A 16,936-nucleotide genomic window follows, 5' to 3' on the forward strand; every position below is an offset into this window, starting at 1 on the left:
ACGCCCGCCGGACGCCTCCCGCTCGGGGATACCCCGGGGCCCGGTAGCCCCCGGGCGCAGGCACCCTCTGACATCCGGGCCCGGTTGTCCGAGGGTGTGGCGGACATCCGGGTCCGGATACGGCGGCGGGCCCGGCGGCCGAGCGGATGCTCGGTCACCGGGCCCGTTTCCCGTGGGGCGGGTTGCGGAAGCCGCCGGGGCTACTCGCTGGCGATCGCGTTCAGGACGTTCATCCGGCCCGCCCGGAACGCCGGGACCAGGGCCGCGAACAGACCGACGAAGGCCGATCCGACGAAGACCGTGATGATCGTGGGCCAGGGGATCTCCAGCACGCCCAGCCCCTCCAGGGCCAGCAGCTTCTGGGCCGCGGTGCCCCAGCCCATGCCCAGACCGAGGCCGAGCAGGGCGCCGAAGAGGGCGATGACCACCGACTCCAGGCGGATCATGCGGCGCAGCTGGCGGCGGGAGAGACCGATGGCCCGCATCAGACCGATTTCACGGGTCCGCTCGACCACCGACAGCGCCAGGGTGTTCACCACACCGAGGACGGCGACCACGATCGCCAGGGCCAGCAGCCCGTAGACGAGGTTCAGCATCTGGCCGACCTGGTCCTTCAGGTCTTCCTTGAAGTCGGCCTGGTTGGAGGCCTTGTACTGCGGATACGGCTCCAGGGAGTTCTTCAGCGCGGTGTACGCCTGCTTCTCCTGGCCGTCCTTCGCCGAGGCGAAGAGCATGAAGTTCTGCGGCAGCTTGTCCGCGGGGATATGACGGCGCGCGGTCTCCGTGCTCAGGATGATCGCGCCCTGCTCCATGGCGCTGTCGTCGGAGGTGATCGCCCGGACGGTCAGCTCCACGGGCTTCGCACCGCTGAACGCGACCGTCAGCTTGGAGCCCAGCTTCAGCCCGTGCTTCTCGGCGTACTCCGAGCCGACCGAGAGGGAGTCCTTGCGGTAGGCGTCGGACTGCTTGCCCTCGACCATCTTCTTCCGCAGGTCGGTGGCGTACGTCGGGTCGGTGGCGACCAGCGTCATCTTGGCGGAGGCGCCGTCGGGGGCAGTGACCTTGGCGAGGATGTCGCGGTACTCGGTGACATGGGCGATGCCCTCGGTCTTCCGGACGGCCTCCAGGGCCGCGGGCACCACCGGCTGGCCCGGCTGCGCCTGGATGATGAAGTCGGCGCCGACCGACTTGTCCAGCTCCTCGGTCGCCGAGGCGACCATGGAGGAGCCGACCACCGAGAGGCAGGCGACCAGGGCGAGCCCGATCATCAGCGCGGCGCCGGTGGCGCCGGTGCGGCGCGGGTTGCGCAGGGCGTTGCGCTCGGCCATACGGCCGACCGGGCCGAAGGCGCGGAGCACGACCACGCTGAGGGCGCGCACCACCACACCCGCCAGCAGCGGGCCGATCACGATGAAACCGAGCAGTGAGAGCACCACTCCGGCGGCGAGGACCAGGGAGCCCTCGGACGCCTTGTCCGCCTGGCTCGCGGCGACCAGGGCGAGCGCGCCGCCCGCGGTGAGGAGCAGTCCGACGGCGGCCCGCACCCAGCCGGACTTGCCGTCCGCCGGGACCCCGGTCTCGCGCAGCGCGGCCATCGGGGAGATCTTCCCGGCCCGGCGGGCCGGGATGTAGGCGGCGACGATCGTCACCACGACACCCAGCACCACACCGACGAACGGGGTCGTCCACTTCACCGTCAGATCCTCGGTGGAGAGGTTCATCCCCATGCTGCCCATCAGCTCCATCAGGCCGACAGCGATACCGACGCCGGCGCCGACGCCGAGGGCGGAGCCGACGGTGCCGAGCAGGACGGCCTCGAACAGGACGGAGCGGTTGACCTGCTTGCGGCTGGAGCCGATGGCCCGCATCAGGCCGATCTCACGGGTGCGCTGGGCGACCAGCATGGAGAAGGTGTTGACGATCAGGAAGATGCCGACGAGCAGGGCGATCCCGGCGAAGCCGAGCATCGCGTACTTCATGACGTTGAGGAAGGATCCGACGTCCTTGCGGCCCTCGTCGGCGGACTCGTCCGCGGTCTTGAGGTCGTAGCCGGCGCCGAGGGCGGCGGTGAGGTTCTGCTTGGCCCGGACATCGGAGACGCCGTCCTTCGCGGTCACCGCGATCTGGGTGAAGACGCCTTCCTTGCCGAGCAGCTGTCGCTGGGCGGTGGCGGTCTCGAAGACCACCATGGCGGCACCGGGGTTGGTGACCTTGAAGGCCATGATCCCGCTGATGGTGGCGGTGAAGTCGCCGTCCACGGTGATGGTGCGGATCGGGTCGCCGATCTTCAGCTTCTTCTTGTCGGCGGTGTCCTTGTCCACCATGACGTCCGTCGGGCCGCGCGGGGCCTGTCCGGAGCTGATGTCGAAGGTCTTGAGGTCGACCTCGGTCCAGTTGCCCGCGATGGTGGGTCCGCCGCCGGTGGCACCGATGTTCTTGTTCTTCTTGTCGACGATGGTCACGGCCGTGCTGTGGACCATGCCGACGGCTTCCTCGATGCCCTCGGCCGAGCCGACCTTCGCCACCAGCGACGCGGGCAGCGTCTCGGGGCGGCCGGTGGACGGGGGCCCCTCGTCCTCGTCGTCCGTCTCCTTCGGGGAGACGGTGACATCGGACGAGGTGACTGCGAAGAGCTTGTCGAACGTCGTGTTCATGGTGTCGGTGAACACGAGGGTGCCGCAGACGAACGCCACCGACAGCAGCACGGCTATCGCGGAGAGCGCCATCCGCCCCTTGTGGGCGAAGAAGTTTCTCAGGGACGTCTTGAACGTGGTCACGAGGTACGCCCCCGGGCGTCGAAGTCCTTCATACGGTCGAGCACAGCCTCGGCGGTGGGCCGGAACATCTCGTCGACGATCCGGCCGTCCGCGAGATACAGCACCCGGTCCGAGTAGGAGGCGGCCACCGGGTCATGGGTGACGATCACGATGGTCTGCCCCAGCTCGTCCACCGAACGCCGCAGGAAGCTCAGCACCTCGGCGCCGGCCCGGGAGTCCAGGTTTCCGGTCGGCTCGTCGCCGAAGATGATGTCCGGCCGGGCGGCCAGCGCCCGGGCGACGGCCACACGCTGCTGCTGGCCGCCGGAGAGCTGCGTCGGCCGGTGCTTGAGCCGTCCGGCGAGACCGACGGTCTCCACCACCCGGTTCAGCCAGGCGCCGTCCGGCTTGCGGCCCGCGATGTCCATCGGCAGCGTGATGTTCTCCAGGGCGTTGAGCGTGGGCAGCAGATTGAACGCCTGGAAGATAAAACCGATCCGGTCCCGGCGGAGCTGCGTCAGCTTCTTGTCCTTGAGACCGGTGATCTCCGTGTCGTCGAGGTAGATCTGGCCCGCGGTGACGGTGTCGAGTCCGGCGAGGCAGTGCATCAGCGTCGACTTGCCGGAGCCCGACGGGCCCATGATCGCGGTGAACTGCCCGCGGGCGATGTCGACGTCGACCTGGTCGAGGGCGACGACACGGGTCTCCCCCGAGCCGTAGGCCTTGACGATCTGCCGTCCACGCGCGGCCACGGCCGAACGCTCTCCGGTGGCCCCGTGGGGCGAAATGGTCATGGCCGTAGTCACGGTCGTCTCCTCGTTCGGTGAACGGTCTGCATGTCGCCGACTGCCTTCTGATATGAGTCTGTCGGCGGGGCGCGGGCGGCGCGCTGGTGCGGGTCACCGTCTTGGTGCGGGGGTTTTCCCCACCCCCCGGGCGCCTCGGGCGGCCGGCGGTGGCGCCGTAAGAACAAGTTAAGGAACGGGGGCGCTTCGGCTCGTCGTTCCACGGAACGAATGCGGCAGGAACTGCCCTAGGGTCCAGCCCCTAGGGCCTCTCCACCTCAGGGTGGAGACCTCCCCTAGGAGTCCCGGCCGGGGGCCTGCCGAGGCCGTTCGGGAAACCGGGGCCCTCGGGGCCGACGCCCCGGAGGGCCTGGCCCTCACCGCGCCTGGAGCACACGGGGCCCAGCGCGGCCAGCGGATGACCGCCGTGGCGGCGGGGATTGTTTTCCGACTGCGGCCCGTCGTCGGCTTGTCGCGCAGTTCCCCGCGCCCCTAACGGCCCTCGCCGCCCCCTGTCGGACGGGGCCTCAGCTGCGGGTGCGCGCCGCTGGGAAGATCCTCGGGAACAGGGGCAGGTCGGGGTTACCGAGGAGTGGGGTGCAGGGTCGCCCCCGCAGTGGGCTGCGACAAGACGGGACGCGCCCGGGAGCGGTGCATCGCAGGCCGCGAGGAGGTGAGCCCGGAGGCCCACGACCCACCCGAACCAGACAGGACCCCGCGCCTACCCCACGAAGCAACGGGACTCGACCACCCCGGAGAACCCGCACCCCGCCAGGGCGCACGGCACCAAGGACCGGGGGCGCACCCCGAGGGCCCGCACCCCACAAGGGGCGCACGGCCCCAGGAGCCCGCGCCCCCGCAGGAGCGGACCGCAGGTCAGGACGCGGGCGGGAGGAGGGACTCCTGGAGGAGCTTCAGGGGCGCCAGGGCCTCCTCGCGGGATGCCGCGTTCGCGGCCAGGATGCGTTCCGTCTCGCCGGTCACCGCCTCCGCCTCGCCCCGCGCCTCCCCCAGCATCGCGTCCGCCCGCGCCTGGGCCTCCTCCCCCGTGCGGCGCGCGTACTCCTCCGCCTCCGCCAGCTCCCGCTCCGCCTCCCGCAGCAGCGCCGCCGCGCGCTCCTCCGCGCCCGCCCGCCGCTCGTCCCCCGCGGCGGCCTCGCGCTCCGCCTCCCGGTCCACCTGCGCCCAGCGGTCGGCCTGTTCGGCCTCCAGGACGGTGAGCATGTGCTCGGAGCGCTGCCGCATGGACTCCCAGACGACGGTCGCCTCGGCGCGGGCCGCGGTGGCGTCGCGGCGGGCGTCCATCAGGAGCCGTCCGCCCGCGGTCCGGGCGGCGGTGGTGAGGCGCCGGGTGTGTTCCTCGGCCGCGGCGAGCACCGCACCGGCCGCCGCGCCGGCCTCGTCGGCGAGGCCGCGGGCCGCGGCCCCGGCTTCGTCGGCGGCGCGGCGCGCGTCGTCGCGGGCCGAGGAGCGGACGTGGTCGGCGGTCTCCCAGGTGAGCGCGAGCAGTTCGCGGGCGGGGGTGCCCAGGGATTCGTACGACTGCGGCGGAGCCTCCGCGGCAGCCTGCGCGGCGGACTCCCGCAGTCCGGCGACCTCCGCGGCCATCCGCTTGGCGAGCACGGTCAGCCGCGCGGCGCGCTCCCAGGCGTCGTCGCGCTCCCGGGAGAGCGTGTCGAGGTGGGCGTCGGCCTGGTCGGGGCGGTAGCCGCGGCGTACGAGGTCGAAGCCACGGGGCGAAACCGGGGGCGGGGGCGGCGTATCGGCTTCTGTGATGGTCATCCTGCGACCCCTTCGTCTCCCGTGACCGATGACATGACGAACAGTGCGCATATCATCCGCGATACGGACGAAGTGGTCACATGACGACACTCGGAAACGATGACCAACGGGTCCGAAAAGACGAACGGGGCGCCGGTCCCGGAGGACCGGCGCCCCGTCCGGGCGCTCCGTACAACCACGGCGTACGACCACCGCGTACGACCACCGCGTACGGGGACCGCGTACGCGGCTACCGCGGACAGCGGTTACAGCAGGCCGTCCCACATCTGTTCCAGCAGGACGGACCACCAGCTCTCGGGCGACGCCAGCGCCGCCGGGTCGAGTGCGGCGAGGTACCCCTGGAAGTCGGCCGTCCAGCGGCCCGCCTGCTCCGGGTTGAGCCCGTACCGCAGCCGCCACATCTGCCCCAGCAGGGCCATGCAGCGGACGAACTCGGGCAGCCCGGTGTTGACGAACTGCGGTGCGGTCGCCTGGCCGCCGGGCCCGGCCTCGACCGGGACGGCGACGATGTTCGCGGTGCCGTACTGGACGCAGATCGCGCGGCCGAAGTCGCTGCCGACGACGAGGTACGAGTTGGCGTCCGGGGCGGCCTGCACCTGCCGCTGGGCGGCGAGTTCGGCGAGGGTCGGGATGACCGGCTGGGCGGGCTGGGCCCAGAAGAAGGGGTTGAAGTCCCCGGGCAGCCCGGCGTACACGAGGGTCGCGGCGACGACGTCCGGTACGCCCTGCCGGGAGACCGCCCGCTGGTCGAAGCGGAGGACGCCCTGCGGCCCGAAGGCGCCGAGCAGCTCCTGTGCGACGCCCTGCGGCGGGACCGGCGGCGCGGGCTGCACCTGCGGCAGTGGAACCCGTACCGGCGCGGGCCGGGCGGGGCCGTCGGCGACCTGGTGCAGCTCCCCCTGGTGGGTGATCAACTGCCGCATGCCGTCCTGCCGTCCCGCGTGGTCGCGGCCGTACGGGGCGATGCTGGTGATCCGCGCCTGCGGCCAGGTCTCGCGGATCATGCGCGCGCAGTAGCCGCCGGGCAGCTCGCAGGACTCCAGCTCGGTGTGGAGCCCCAGCACCTGGTTGGGCGGGACGTTCATGGCCCGCAGCTCATGGAGGATCTGCCACTCCGGATGCGGTGTGCCGGGCGCGCTGCGGCGGATGATCTGCGCCTCGGAGCCGTCGGGGGCCCGGTAGCGCAGAACGGCCTGGTAGCCGGGGCCGACGGTGGGCACGCCCGAGGTCTGCTGGGGGTAGCCGTAGGCGCCGGGCGCGCCGGGGGGCGGACCGGGAGGGGCGGGCGGACCCGCCGTCGGCGGGCGTCCGGCCGCCGGGGCCTGCCCGGGTCCGGCCGGGGGCGCGCCGGGCGGACCCGGCGGGGGTACGGCGCCGGGCGCGCCGGGCATCCCCGGGGGCGGCGGGGGCGCACCCGGGCCCAGCGGGTTCGGCCCGGCGAGCATGGTCGCCGCGTGGTGGACCTGGTCACCGGGCTGCGGCGGCGGGGTGGGGGGCCCGGGCGGCGGAGCCGGGGCCTCCGGGGGTACCTGGGAGACGAGCTGGGTCGGGATGTACCCGCCCGCGGGCTGACCGGGAGGTCCGGGCTGCCCGGGCCGGCCGGGAGGACCCGGCGGGCCGGGAGGCGGCGGGGCCGTCGCGGGGGCGCCGGGGCGGCGCGGGGGCGCGGCCTTGGCGGTCGCGGCGTCCGCGATATCGGCGGCGCCCGTCGCGGGACCGGCCGGAGGCGGGGTGGCACCGGACGGCACCGGCGGTACGGGCGGGGGCGTGGCCGCCGCCGGAAGCCCGGGGGCGGGCCCCGTGGCGGCAGGGGGCGGTACGGGCGCGGACGCGACGGGCCGCAGCGCGCCTTCGACCGCGGTCGGCGGGAGTTGGCTGCCGCCCTCCATGAGCGCGGTCGGCATATCCGCCGGGACCACGTCCGGGGCGGTGTCCGGGCCGCCGGGCGGTTCGAGGACGGTCGCGGGCAGCGGTACGGACCCGTCGTCCGCTCCGGCGGCCGGGCTGCCCTGGCTGGGGGTGGGCCAGGCGCTGCCGCCGGAGGTACCGGCGGCCGGGGGCGCGTGCTCCGGGGCGGCGGGAACGGGCGGACCGCCGGGCACCGCGTCCTGCGGGGGCGGTACGGCCCCGGGCAGGGCCCCCGGCACCGCGTCGGCGGGCGGCGGTACGGAGTCGGCGGGCGGCCGCACGGTGCCGGCCGTGTCCCCGGGCCCCGGCACGGCGTCCGCGGGCGACGGCGGTACGGATCCCGTACCGGACGCAACATCGCCGGAAGTGCTCCGGGGACCGGCCCCCGGTACGGCATCGGCGGGCCCGGACACGGCGGGCACGGCGTCCACCGGGCCGGACGCGGCGGGTACGGCGGGTACGGCGTCCGCGACACCGCCCGCCGGAACGGTCCCGGCACCGGAGTCGCCGCCCGGCGGCGCGAACGGCACACCGGAGCCACCCGCCGGGCGGGTCCCGTTCCCGGACCCGGGCCCGGGCGCGGGCGCGGGCGCAGCGGACGCCGAAGCATCACCGCCACCACCCGCGGCACCGGCAGCGCCAACAGCCCCCGGCACCGAGTCCGGCCGCGGGTGACCGCCACGGGAGTCCGCGGTCGCGGCGGACGCCGAAGCATCACCACCAGTCCCCGCGGCGCTACCGGAACCGGCACCGGGACCCGGCACCGCGTCCGACGGCGGGTGCGCGGCGCGGGAGTCCCCGGACCCGGGCGCGTCCGCCGCTGCGCCCCCGGCCACGGGACCGGCCGCCCGGTCCGCCGCCTCCTGGAGCCATTCCGGCGGGGTGATCAGGAACGACGTCTGGTTCTGGTCGATCCGCCGCGGCCGCTCGGGCGCGGTGGGCCGCGGCGCGTCCGCGGGGGCGCCGTACTCCTCCTCGTACCGCCGGATCACCTCACCGACCGGCAGGGCGGGCCAGAGCGTGGTGTCCCCGCTCGACCGGGCGATGACCATCCGCTGGCCGCCGCCGCCCGAACGGACGCCGCCCTCGCGGTCCTCCGCCCACACCACGAAACCCAGGTCGAACTCCCGTACCCGCACCTCGCGGTGCTGGTAGGCCGGGACATCGCCGTTGATCCACTCCTCGGCGCGCTCCTGCGCCTGCGCGAACGTCACCATCGCCGCGTCACTCCCCATCCGGTGCTTCGGTCGCGGACCCGGAACCCTGCCCGGACACGGCGCGGGCGAAGCCGCCGTCGACCATCAGGCCCGCCACGGTCTCCAGCTCGGGCGGACTGCCCGCGAGCCGGCCGAGGAAGGTGTCGAAATCGTCTCCGCAGGGCCGGAGCAGCCGCTCCACCCGCTCCCCGGCGGGCTCGCCGTCCCCGTCGCGGACGTCGTCGTAGGCGCAGAACCAGACCGAACCGGGCGCCGTGCCCCGTACCTTCACCGCGAGCAGCCCGCCCTGGACATAGGCGACGCCGAGGTAGTCCTTGGTCAGATGGTCGCGCAGGCACTTGTTGACATAGCCGAGGTCGTCGGCGGCGGCCTCGTCGCGGACCGTGAAGAACGGCTGGTCGACCAGGAGCCCCAGCTCCGGGTCGAGGGCCACTCCGGCGGGCGCGCAGCCGCCCGCGGCCTTGAGGAAGTCCCGGTAGGCGCCGGGCAGCCGGTAGCCGAGGTCCTCCTCGACGCCGAGGAGTTGCGTCTCGCCGACGGCGACGCCCCGCCGGGACAGCCGCAGATGCGCTGGGCGGGCCTCCTGGAGCGGACGGGTGCCGTACTTGCCGTGGTCGACGGCGGCGGTGGCGATACCGCCGTGGTGCCGCAGCAGCGCCTTCACCTCGACCGGGACCAACTCCATCCGGCGGCCGCCGCGGACGTGGTGCCAGGTCCAGCCGTGGGGCGTGGCGACGGGGGGCAGGCCGTGCCAGAGTTCATGGCCGTCGGCGTGCAGGGCGGCGTTCGCCGATACGTAGTCCGTCAGACGCAGTTCGTCGACGCCGAAGCCCTCCGGCGGGTCCGCGATCTCCGCCACGGCGCGGGCGTACGGCGAGAAGTCCGGGTAGCCGTCGGCGTCCACGCGGACACCCCGGGGGTGGCGGGCCGCGCGGACCGGATCCGGGAAGTGCACGACCTGACCGGCATAGGCCGCGTTCGGCGGTCCGGCGGGAAGCCGGGTACCGGGGCCCGGAGGCGGGGCCCCCGGCCCCTGCGGACCTGTCGTCCCTGTCGTCATCGGTATGCGCCCCCTGCTGGCTGCTGAATGTCCGGGACAGCCTATGCGGTGGGGTCGGCGGGTTCGCCCGGCCGCTCGCCCCGCAACGAGGGGCGCGGGCGCGGCTCTTCCCACCCCTCCCTCACACCGTGCTGTCGCGCCACAGCGGGCCGCTTCGTTCCCGTCGCAAACGCTCACCAAGTGTCACGGGCGAGTGACCGAACGCCGACGGGCGGACACGTTTCATCGCCCCAGCTTCCCCAGAAAGCACAGCATTTGGCAGGCTGTTCCCTGCTCGGGGGGAGTGCACTGGAGGGACCACGGCACCATGCACACAGCGCAAACGTTTACACAGAGCGACACGGGTGATCCTCGTCTCAGGTGGAGCAACGACGAGGGAACACGGCCGCCGCTGCTCGGCCACCGCCGCGACGGCATCCTGCCGACGGTCGCGGCGGCGCTCTCCGTGCGCGGCGCGGTCCTCACTTCCACGGCGGCGAAGGCGGACCGGCCGCCGGTCCTCCACGCCCTGGTCCAGGATTTCCTGGACACGCTCCCCAGCAGCCAGCGGGAACGATTCACCGGGCGGTGCGCGGAAGCGCTGCTGCTCTCCCGGCGGCTCACCGAGGCGGACGGCGCACGGTCCCGGCGGGCCCAGCGCAAGCCCATGACGTACGCCGAGGCCAAACGCGCGCTGAAGAACGCCAGGCTGACGGCGCGCCGGATCCGCGAGGACGGCGACCCCCTGCACGGCACCTACGCGCCGCCGTGCCGGTCCTGTGCGGCCATGCTCGACCACTTCGGCGTACTCGCCGTCGATCCCAGCGCCCCCGAGAACGGCTGACCCCCACGCCATGTCCGACAGACTCAGTACGACACGGTTCCCCGTCGGCATCGACGCCGCGCTGCGGGAAGCGGGCTGGCTGCCCGGCCGCTGGGACATCAAGCTCGCCGAACACTGGGCGGACACGCTCCGGGCGTACGAGTCGCCCGCGGGGCACCGGCACGAGGTGTTCCCGGCGGCGGTCGAGGCATGGGCCGAGTTCGGCGGGCTGCGGATCACCGCGCCGCCGCCGGGCCGCCAGGTGGCTCCGCCGGACCTGCGGGTGGACCCCCTGCACGGCCTCCACCTCGCCCGCACCCTCGGCGACCTGGGGCGGGCCCTGGGCACGCAGCTCGCTCCGCTGGGGGCGGAGGGCGAGGACCAGGCGGTGCTGGCGATGGACGTCCAGGGCCGGGTGTACAGCGTGGACCACACGGGCGACTGGTACGTGGGCCCGACCCTGGACGCGGCCCTGATCCACCTGCTCCTCGGCCGCGCGCCCCAGCGCCTCGCGCCGCAGGGGTAGCCCGAGTGGCCCTGCGCTTGCCAGTCTGGGAACCCCCAGTGCCCTACCTCGCCCGGGGCAGCGGATGACCGCCGTAGCGGCGGGGACTGTTTTCCGACCGCGGCCCGTCGTGGGCCGTTCGCGCAGTTCCCCGCGCCCCTAGAGACCCTTGCCCGGCTTGTCAGGTGGGGAGCCTCCGGGGAACAGAAAAGCTTGAGGGCGAGGGCAGGTCAGGGTTACCGCGGAGTGGGGTGCAGGGTCGCCCCCGCAGCGGGCTGCGACAAGAAAGAAGGCGCCCGAGGGCGGTGCATCGCAGACCGCGAGGAGGTGAGCCCGGAGGCCCACGACCCACCCGCACCCGACAAGACCCCGCACCTACCCCACGAAGCAACGGGACTGAACCACCCCCGAAGAACCCGCACCCCGCAAGGACGCACGACCCCAAGGGGCCCGCGACACGCGAGGGGCGCACAACACCAAGGGGCCCGCACCCAGCAAGGGCACGACCGCGCCAAGGGCCCGCACCCCACAAGGCGCGACCACAGCAAGGGCCCGCACCCCCGCAAGGCGCGACCACAGCAAGGGCCCGCACCCCCGCAAGGCGCAGCCGAGGGGCCCGGTTACCCCGGAGCGGGAGGCGGCACCGTGGGGAGGACCGCCGAGACGCGGAAGCCGCCCGCGTCCGTCGCGCCCGAGACGAAGACGCCGCCCAGCCCGTGGACCCGCTCCCGCATACCGACCAGGCCGTTGCCGCCGCTGGGCAGGTCCGCGCCGGGAGCGCCGCCGCCCGCCGCCCCGGGGGCGCCGTTCTCGACCTGCATGGCGACCTCCGCCTCCCGGTGCGCCAGCCGGACCAGGACCTTCGCCCCGGCCGCGTGCTTGTGGACGTTGGTCAGGGCCTCCTGGACCACGCGGTAGGCGGTCTGCTCGACCTCCGGGGCATAGCCGCGGGCCTCGCCGTGGACGGTGTACTCGACGACCATGCCGGCCTGCCGGGACTGGCCCACGAGGCACTCGACATCGGCGATGGAGGGGCCGCCGTCCTGGCCGCCCGGAGCACTCCCGGCGGCAGCGGCGGCGGCAGCGGCGGCCGCGGCGCCCACCGCGGCGAGCGGCACCGCCGCCGTCCGGGGCCGGTCGGCCTCCCCGGCCCGCAGCACCCCGAGCATCTCGCGCAGCTCGGTCAGCGCCTGGCGCCCCATATCGCCGACGAGGGCCGCGTTCTTGACGGCCTTCGGGGGGTCCTTGAGGGCCACGGCCTGGAGGGCGGCGGCGTGGACGACCATGAGGCTGACCCGGTGGGCGACGACGTCGTGCATCTCGCGGGCGATCCGGGTCCGCTCCTCCGTACGCGCCCACTCGGCGCGCTCCTCGGCCCGGTCGGCGAGGAGCGACAGCTCGGCCTCCAGGCTGTCGGCGCGCTCCCGGAGGCTCTCCATCAGCCGGCGCCGGGCGCCTATGTAGAGGCCGAAGAGGACGGGCGGCAGGGAGATGCCGACGGCAACGAACGCGGACATGGCGGGGACGAACCAGGCGCCGGGGTCGCCGAAGTCCTCGGGGGCGTCCCGGACGTCCTGGCCCATCTGGACGTAGGCGACGATGAACATGGCGGTCAGCGTCATCCCGGTCAGGGTGGCCGTGATCCGCTTCGGCACCTCGGAGGCGGCGAGGGTGTAGAGGGCGACGATCGACATCAGCCAGCCCATCTCGGCGGGTGTGACGGCGATGCCGACGAGCACGACCGCGATGGGCCAGCGCCGCCGTACGACGAGGACGGATCCGGCCAGCAGGCCGAAGAGGACCCCGAGGGCCGACGGAGCGCCGGTGGACTCGGCGAACTGTGCGCCTTCGAAGGCGCACTCCACGGCGGAGACCAGCGCGAGTCCGACGTCCAGCGCGACGCTTCGCCGCCTTACCCACCACCCCGGGACGCGGGGCGTGGTGCCCGCGGCGTCCTGGTGTGCCCCCGTTATGGTCATGCACTCCACCCTACGGGCGGCGGGCACCGAACACCCGGGGTGTTTCCCGCGATTCCCCACGGGATAACGGGGGCCGGAACCGGCTGCGGGCGCCCGGGAACGGGACGGGACCGGAACCGGCGCCGGGCGGGGTGCCGGTCCGCCCGGGCCGGGGCCCCGCCCGGCGGTCCGCCCGGCCGTCCGGCCGACGATCCGGCCGCCGCACCGTCGCGGGGGAGGCGGCCGGTACGGCATAGTAGGGGCTGCCCCGGTGGTCTCCGGTCACGGCGATGAGACTCGTATCACCTCGGGCAGGCGATCCCAGGTCGTCTAATGGCAGGACAAATGGTTTTGGTCCATTGAATGAGGGTTCGATTCCTTCCCTGGGAGCAGCGCAGAGCAGTGGGCGAAGGGCCCCGGCCGCCGAAGGCCGGGGCCCTTCGGCGTTTCCGGCGGGGGTACGCCCCGATGGACCGGCACCCCGGCGCACCCCGTCGGCGCAACCCCGGAGCCTCTTGGGCGGATCTTGGGTTTCCCTGGTCATTTCGCTGGTCAGACGCCCCGGTATCCTTCGGATGTCCACCACCCGAAGCCGAAGGGCATACCCGTGAGCGCCAACCGCCCGGCAGCCGTCGTCGTCCTCGCAGCGGGTGAGGGCACCCGCATGAAGTCCAAGACCCCCAAGGTCCTCCATGACATCTGCGGGCGGTCCCTCGTGGGCCATGTCGTCACCGCGGCGCGCGAGCTGGACCCCGAGCATCTGGTCGTGGTCGTCGGCCATGCCGCCGAGCAGGTCAGGGGGCATCTGACGGAACGGTACGCCGGTACCCGCACCGCCTTCCAGGCCGAGCAGAACGGGACCGGGCACGCGGTCCGGATGGCCCTGGAGGAGCTGGGCCAGGCGGTCACCGGGACCGTCGTCGTGGTCTGCGGGGACACCCCGCTGCTCTCCGGCGAGACGCTGACCGCGCTGGCCACGACCCATGGGGGCGACGGCAACGCGGTGACCGTGCTCACTGCCGAGGTACCGGACTCCACCGGGTACGGGCGGATCGTGCGGGACCCGGCGTCGGGTGCCGTGACCGCGATCGTGGAGCACAAGGACGCTTCGGAGGAGCAGCGGGCGATCCGGGAGATCAACTCCGGGGTGTTCGCCTTCGACGGGCAACTGCTCGCGGACGCGCTGGGGAAGGTCCGTACGGACAACAGCCAGGGCGAGGAGTATCTGACGGACGTCCTCGGCATCCTGCGCGAGGCCGGTCACCGGGTGGGCGCCTGTGTGGCCGCCGACCACCGGGAGATCCTCGGCATCAACAACCGGGTCCAGCTGGCGGAGGCCCGCCGGCTGCTCAACGGGCGGCTGCTGGAGCGGGCCATGCTGGCCGGGGTCACCGTGGTCGACCCGGCGTCGGTCCAGCTCGACGCGACCGTCGCTTTCGAGCCGGACGCCGTCATCCATCCGGGCACCCAGCTGCTCGGGACCACCCGTCTCGCCGAAGGCGCCGAGGTCGGGCCCAACACGCGGCTCACGGACACCGTCGTGGGTGCGGGCGCCCGGGTGATCAACGCCGTCGCGGACCGTGCGGAGATCGGCGACGGTGCCTCGGTGGGGCCTTATGCCTATCTGCGTCCGGGTACCCGGCTGGGGGCGAAGGCCAAGGCCGGTACCTATGTCGAGATGAAGAACGCCACGATCGGCGAGGGCACCAAGGTCCCCCATCTGTCGTATGTCGGCGACGCCACGATCGGCGATTTCACGAATATCGGCGCGGCCAGCGTCTTTGTGAACTACGACGGTGAGGCGAAGCACCACACCACGATCGGCTCCCACTGCAAGACCGGTTCGGACAATATGTTTGTGGCTCCTGTCACGGTCGGGGACGGCGCCTATACGGCGGCCGGTTCGGTGATCACCAAGGATGTACCGGCCGGGTCGCTGGCCGTCGCCCGTGGCCAGCAGCGGAATATCGAGGGCTGGGTGGCCCGCAAGCGGCCGGGCAGCTCTGCCGCGCAGGCAGCGGCGGCGGCCGCCGAGAAGGCGTCCGGCGAGAACTGACCGGAAACGGGTGCGCCAAAGACGGCGTACCGTGATACGTGCACACATTCGGCTGGCTCGCGAATCCCCATGCCCGCGGCCAGAGAACACCCTCTGAGGAGACAGTGCTGTGACCGGGATCAAGACGACCGGCGAGAAGAAGCTCATGCTCTTCTCCGGCCGCGCCCACCCCGAGCTGGCCGAGGAAGTCGCGCATCAACTGGGTGTCAGCCTGGTTCCGACCAAGGCTTTCGACTTCGCGAACGGCGAGATCTATGTCCGTTTCCAGGAGTCCGCGCGCGGTGCCGACTGCTTTCTGATGCAGAGCCACACGGCTCCCATCAATAAGTGGATCATGGAACAGCTGATCATGATCGATGCGCTGAAGCGGGCTTCCGCCCGGAGCATCACCGTGATCGTGCCGTTCTACGGCTATGCCCGCCAGGACAAGAAGCACCGCGGCCGTGAGCCGATCTCGGCCCGTATGATCGCCGACCTGATGAAGACCGCCGGCGCGGACCGGATTCTCACGGTCGATCTCCACACCGACCAGATCCAGGGCTTCTTCGACGGCCCGGTGGACCACCTGTTCGCCCTGCCGGTGCTGGCGGACTACGTGGCCGCGAAGGTCGACCCGGCGAAGCTGACCGTGGTCTCCCCCGACGCCGGCCGGGTCCGGGTCGCCGACCGCTGGTGCGACCGGCTCGGCGCGCCGCTGGCGATCGTGCACAAGCGGCGGGACAAGGACGTCGCCAACCAGGTGACCGTCCACGAGGTCGTCGGCAATGTCGAGGGCCGGGTCTGCGTCCTGGTCGACGACATGATCGACACCGGCGGCACGATCTGCGCCGCGGCGGACGCGCTCTTCGCCAACGGCGCGGAAGACGTCATCGTGACGGCGACGCACGGTGTGCTCTCCGGCCCGGCGGCCGACCGCCTGAAGAACTCCAAGGTCAGCGAGTTCGTCCTGACCAACACCCTGCCGACCCCGGGTGACCTGGAGCTGGACAAGATCACGGTGCTGTCGATGGCACCGACGATCGCCCGCGCGGTACGCGAGGTCTTCGAGGACGGCTCGGTCACCAGCCTCTTCGAAGAGCAGGCGTAACTCTTAGGGCTCGGTTCGCCTCCGGGGCGCTGAAGACGAGTTCTTCAGTCGATCGTGCTCGGTCGCTCGTTCCTCGCGACCTGCGCGCGTTCTCCTTCCAGAACTCGCCGCGCCCCTTCGGCTCACTCGCCTTGGGTACCCGAGGTCGGCGCGAGTCGGTGGATCAAGGGCCGCGGTCTCCGTTTCGGAGACCGCGGCCCTTTCCCGTAGACTGCTGGGGTTGCTCGGCGAGGGAGGCCGTACCGGAAGCGGTACGGCGGTCCGTAATCGACGCGCTCTTCGCATCAGGCGTAGCAGGCCGTTCACGGCCGGGTGACCGATCCCCTTCCGTCTGTTGTGCGAGGAGTGCACATGTCCGAGGTCAAGCTGGCCGCGAGCGTCCGTACCGAGTTCGGCAAGGGCGCCGCCCGCCGCGTCCGCCGTGAGAACCGGGTTCCCGGTGTCCTCTACGGCCACGGCACCAACCCGGTCCACGTGACCCTCCCGGGCCACGAGCTGCTGCTGGCGCTGCGTACGCCGAACGTCCTGCTCTCCCTCGACATCGAGGGCAAGAACGAGCTGGCGATCCCGAAGGCCGTGCAGCGCGACGCCCTCAAGGGCCACCTGGAGCACGTCGACCTGCTGCTGGTCAAGCGTGGCGAGAAGGTCACCGTCGAGGTTCCGGTCGTCGCCGAGGGCGAGCTGGCCGCGGGCGGCAACCTGCTGGAGCACGTCCTGAACACGCTCTCCGTCGAGGCCGAGGCCACCCACATCCCCGAGTCCTTCACGGTCTCCGTCGAGGGCCTGGAGGCCGGTGCCTCCGTCCTCGCCAAGGACATCGCGCTGCCGTCCGGCGTGACCCTGGTCACCGAGGAGGACGCGGTCGTCCTCCAGGTCCTGGCCGCGCAGGCCGAGGAGCCCGCCGCCGAGGGCACCGAGGGCGAGGAGGCGGCCGCGGAGGCGTAAGCACTCCCGGCACCCACCGCTGTACGGTCGCCGCCCGCACCCCGCCGGGACCGGTGCGGGGGATCTCGTACTGCC

General features: G+C 73.0%; 11 protein-coding genes and 1 tRNA gene. 6 read left to right on the top strand and 6 right to left on the bottom strand.

The features are described from left to right. Positions 1–200 precede the first annotated feature (200 nt). The 5 genes from ACWDR0_RS14240 to ACWDR0_RS14260 all read right to left on the bottom strand — a co-directional run bounded on the left by ACWDR0_RS14240 (position 201) and on the right by ACWDR0_RS14260 (position 9,508). Complete coding sequence (locus tag ACWDR0_RS14240; RefSeq protein WP_456351949.1) at positions 201–2,777, bottom strand: ABC transporter permease; 2,577 nt, start codon at positions 2,775–2,777, stop codon at positions 201–203. Continuing rightward, positions 2,774–3,550, bottom strand: a complete 777-nt coding sequence (locus ACWDR0_RS14245) for an ABC transporter ATP-binding protein (protein WP_456351950.1) — start codon at positions 3,548–3,550, stop codon at positions 2,774–2,776. The genes ACWDR0_RS14240 and ACWDR0_RS14245 overlap by 4 nt, the downstream gene beginning before the upstream one ends. Before the next feature lie 867 nt (positions 3,551–4,417). Next, positions 4,418–5,323 (bottom strand): cellulose-binding protein, encoded by a 906-nt coding sequence (locus ACWDR0_RS14250; RefSeq protein ID WP_456351951.1) that lies wholly within the window; start codon positions 5,321–5,323, stop codon positions 4,418–4,420. Between the two features lie 245 nt (positions 5,324–5,568). Next, a complete protein-coding gene (locus ACWDR0_RS14255; RefSeq protein WP_456351952.1) occupies positions 5,569–8,448 on the bottom strand; it encodes an SUKH-4 family immunity protein in 2,880 nt (959 codons plus the stop codon). A 7-nt stretch (positions 8,449–8,455) separates the two neighbouring features. Next, entirely contained in the window at positions 8,456–9,508 is a 1,053-nt protein-coding gene (locus tag ACWDR0_RS14260; RefSeq protein WP_456351953.1) for an SMI1/KNR4 family protein, read from the bottom strand. A gap of 307 nt (positions 9,509–9,815) precedes the next feature. Here ACWDR0_RS14260 and ACWDR0_RS14265 point away from each other — a divergent pair, with 307 nt between their 5' ends. After that, positions 9,816–10,331, top strand: a complete 516-nt coding sequence (locus tag ACWDR0_RS14265; RefSeq protein ID WP_456351954.1) for a YwqJ-related putative deaminase — start codon at positions 9,816–9,818, stop codon at positions 10,329–10,331. 10 nt (positions 10,332–10,341) lie between these two features. Further along, positions 10,342–10,836, top strand: a complete 495-nt coding sequence (locus tag ACWDR0_RS14270) for an SUKH-3 domain-containing protein (protein WP_456351955.1) — start codon at positions 10,342–10,344, stop codon at positions 10,834–10,836. Between the two features lie 599 nt (positions 10,837–11,435). Here the strand turns inward: ACWDR0_RS14270 and ACWDR0_RS14275 are convergent. Beyond that, complete coding sequence (locus ACWDR0_RS14275) at positions 11,436–12,794, bottom strand: sensor histidine kinase (RefSeq protein WP_456351956.1); 1,359 nt, start codon at positions 12,792–12,794, stop codon at positions 11,436–11,438. 298 nt (positions 12,795–13,092) lie between these two features. Between ACWDR0_RS14275 and ACWDR0_RS14280 the strand changes: the two genes are divergently transcribed. From ACWDR0_RS14280 to ACWDR0_RS14295, 4 genes are all read left to right on the top strand, one after another. After that, positions 13,093–13,163: transfer RNA gene (locus tag ACWDR0_RS14280), tRNA-Gln, on the top strand. A 217-nt stretch (positions 13,164–13,380) separates the two neighbouring features. After that, positions 13,381–14,829 carry a bifunctional UDP-N-acetylglucosamine diphosphorylase/glucosamine-1-phosphate N-acetyltransferase GlmU gene (gene glmU, locus ACWDR0_RS14285; RefSeq protein ID WP_456351957.1) on the top strand — a complete coding sequence of 483 codons (1,449 nt, stop codon included), beginning with the start codon at positions 13,381–13,383 and terminating at the stop codon, positions 14,827–14,829. A 109-nt stretch (positions 14,830–14,938) separates the two neighbouring features. Next, positions 14,939–15,916: a ribose-phosphate diphosphokinase gene (locus ACWDR0_RS14290; protein ID WP_456351958.1), complete on the top strand. Its 978-nt coding sequence runs from the start codon at positions 14,939–14,941 to the stop codon at positions 15,914–15,916. A 351-nt stretch (positions 15,917–16,267) separates the two neighbouring features. After that, on the top strand, positions 16,268–16,861 hold the full coding sequence (locus ACWDR0_RS14295; RefSeq protein ID WP_456351959.1) for a 50S ribosomal protein L25/general stress protein Ctc: 594 nt from the start codon (positions 16,268–16,270) through the stop codon (positions 16,859–16,861). Positions 16,862–16,936 lie beyond the last annotated feature (75 nt).

This window comes from Streptomyces sp. NPDC003691 (assembly GCF_053981115.1).

What these genes read in the sequence shown, in the direction of transcription:
- ACWDR0_RS14245 (WP_456351950.1), bottom strand. Translation starts at nt 3,550, where the DNA reads ATGACCATTTCGCCCCACGGGGCCACCGGAGAGCGTTCGGCCGTGGCC.
- ACWDR0_RS14250 (WP_456351951.1), bottom strand. Translation starts at nt 5,323, where the DNA reads ATGACCATCACAGAAGCCGATACGCCGCCCCCGCCCCCGGTTTCGCCC.
- ACWDR0_RS14255 (WP_456351952.1), bottom strand. Translation starts at nt 8,448, where the DNA reads ATGGTGACGTTCGCGCAGGCGCAGGAGCGCGCCGAGGAGTGGATCAAC.
- ACWDR0_RS14260 (WP_456351953.1), bottom strand. Translation starts at nt 9,508, where the DNA reads ATGACGACAGGGACGACAGGTCCGCAGGGGCCGGGGGCCCCGCCTCCG.
- ACWDR0_RS14265 (WP_456351954.1), top strand. Translation starts at nt 9,816, where the DNA reads ATGCACACAGCGCAAACGTTTACACAGAGCGACACGGGTGATCCTCGT.
- ACWDR0_RS14270 (WP_456351955.1), top strand. Translation starts at nt 10,342, where the DNA reads ATGTCCGACAGACTCAGTACGACACGGTTCCCCGTCGGCATCGACGCC.
- ACWDR0_RS14275 (WP_456351956.1), bottom strand. Translation starts at nt 12,794, where the DNA reads ATGACCATAACGGGGGCACACCAGGACGCCGCGGGCACCACGCCCCGC.
- ACWDR0_RS14295 (WP_456351959.1), top strand. Translation starts at nt 16,268, where the DNA reads ATGTCCGAGGTCAAGCTGGCCGCGAGCGTCCGTACCGAGTTCGGCAAG.